2 rRNA genes are annotated in these 1,971 nt (G+C 56.3%); both read left to right on the forward strand.

Annotated features, from left to right (window positions below):
* Positions 1 to 1,685, forward strand: a 23S ribosomal RNA gene (locus GBG68_RS13835); the annotation flags it as partial.
* 112 nt (positions 1,686 to 1,797) lie between these two features.
* A 5S ribosomal RNA gene (gene rrf, locus GBG68_RS13840) occupies positions 1,798 to 1,914 on the forward strand.
* The last annotated feature ends 57 nt before the right edge of the window (positions 1,915 to 1,971 follow it).

Consider the following 1,971-nt stretch of genomic DNA (forward strand, 5'->3'; position numbering starts at 1 on the left):
TCGTGAGGTCTGCTGGAGGTATCAGAAGTGCGAATGCTGACATGAGTAACGATAATGGGGGTGAAAAACCCCCACGCCGAAAGCCCCAGGTTTCCTGCGCAACGTTAATCGGCGCAGGGTTAGTCGGCCCCTAAGGCGAGGTCGAAGGACGTAGTCGATGGGAAACAGGTTAATATTCCTGTACTTGGCAGTACTGCGATGAGGGGACGAAGAAGGCTAGGTGATCCGGGTGTTGGTTGTCCCGGTTCAAGCGTGTAGGGAGTGTGCTTAGGCAAATCCGGGCACACAATTCCGAGACGTGACGACGACGCTCCACGGAGCGGAAGTCATTGATGCCATACTTCCTGGAAAAGCCTCTAAGCTTCAGGTACTGCGGAACCGTACCGCAAACCGACACAGGTGGGCAGGGTGAGAATCCTAAGGCGCTTGAGAGAACTCGGGTGAAGGAACTAGGCAAAATAGTACCGTAACTTCGGGAGAAGGTACGCCCCTGGTACGTGAAGGGCCTCGCGCCCGGAGCGGAAGGGGGTTGCAGTGACCAGGTGGCTGCGACTGTTTACTAAAAACACAGCACTGTGCAAACACGTAAGTGGACGTATACGGTGTGACGCCTGCCCGGTGCCGGAAGGTTAAGTGATGGGGTTAGGCTTCGGCCGAAGCTCTTGATCGAAGCCCCGGTAAACGGCGGCCGTAACTATAACGGTCCTAAGGTAGCGAAATTCCTTGTCGGGTAAGTTCCGACCTGCACGAATGGCGTAACGATGGCCACGCTGTCTCCACCCGAGACTCAGTGAAATTGAAATCGCTGTGAAGATGCAGTGTACCCGCGGCTAGACGGAAAGACCCCGTGAACCTTTACTACAGCTTCGCACTGAACTTTGAGGCTGCTTGTGCAGGATAGGTGGGAGGCTTCGAAGCCGGGACGCCAGTCCCGGTGGAGCCATCCTTGAGATACCACCCTGGCAGTCTTGGGGTTCTAACCCAGGTCCGTTATCCGGATCGGAGACAGTGTGTGGCGGGTAGTTTGACTGGGGCGGTCTCCTCCCAAAGAGTAACGGAGGAGCACGAAGGTACCCTCGGTACGGTCGGAAATCGTGCTATGAGTGCAAAGGCATAAGGGTGCTTGACTGTGAGACTGACACGTCGAACAGGTGCGAAAGCAGGTCTTAGTGATCCGGTGGTTCTGTATGGAAGGGCCATCGCTCAACGGATAAAAGGTACTCCGGGGATAACAGGCTGATTCCTCCCAAGAGTCCACATCGACGGAGGAGTTTGGCACCTCGATGTCGGCTCATCACATCCTGGGGCTGTAGCAGGTCCCAAGGGTACGGCTGTTCGCCGTTTAAAGTGGTACGCGAGCTGGGTTTAGAACGTCGTGAGACAGTTCGGTCCCTATCTGCCGTGGGCGTCGGGAATTTGAGGGAAGCTGCTCCTAGTACGAGAGGACCGGAGTGGACGCACCTCTGGTGTTCCGGTTGTCACGCCAGTGGCACTGCCGGGTAGCTATGTGCGGACGGGATAACCGCTGAAAGCATCTAAGCGGGAAGCCCCTCCCAAGATGAGATTCCCCTGGATCCTCGAGATCCCTGAAGGGCCGTCGAAGACTACGACGTTGATAGGCGGGGTGTGGAAGCGCAGCAATGTGTGAAGCTAACCCGTACTAATTGCCCGTGAGGCTTGACCATATAACACCCAAACAGTTTGGGTGCGGTCCCACGAAACAACTGCACATGCCCAACACGACAACTTTCCAATGACCGAACGCGCTCCACAAAGCGCGGCGGTTACACCGGTCCGCCTGGCGACCACAGCGAGTGGGAACCACCCGATCCCATCCCGAACTCGGAAGTGAAACCACTCAGCGCCGATGATAGTGCAGCCTCGCTGTTGTGCGAAAGTAGGTCATCGCCAGGCTCTTAATACCAAAACCCCCGAAGGAAATACCTTCGGGGGTTTTTCTTTGCGCGGGTG

The sequence above is a fragment of the Alkalilimnicola sp. S0819 genome (genome assembly GCF_009295635.1).
Classification (GTDB): Bacteria; Pseudomonadota; Gammaproteobacteria; order Nitrococcales; family WHIW01; genus S0819.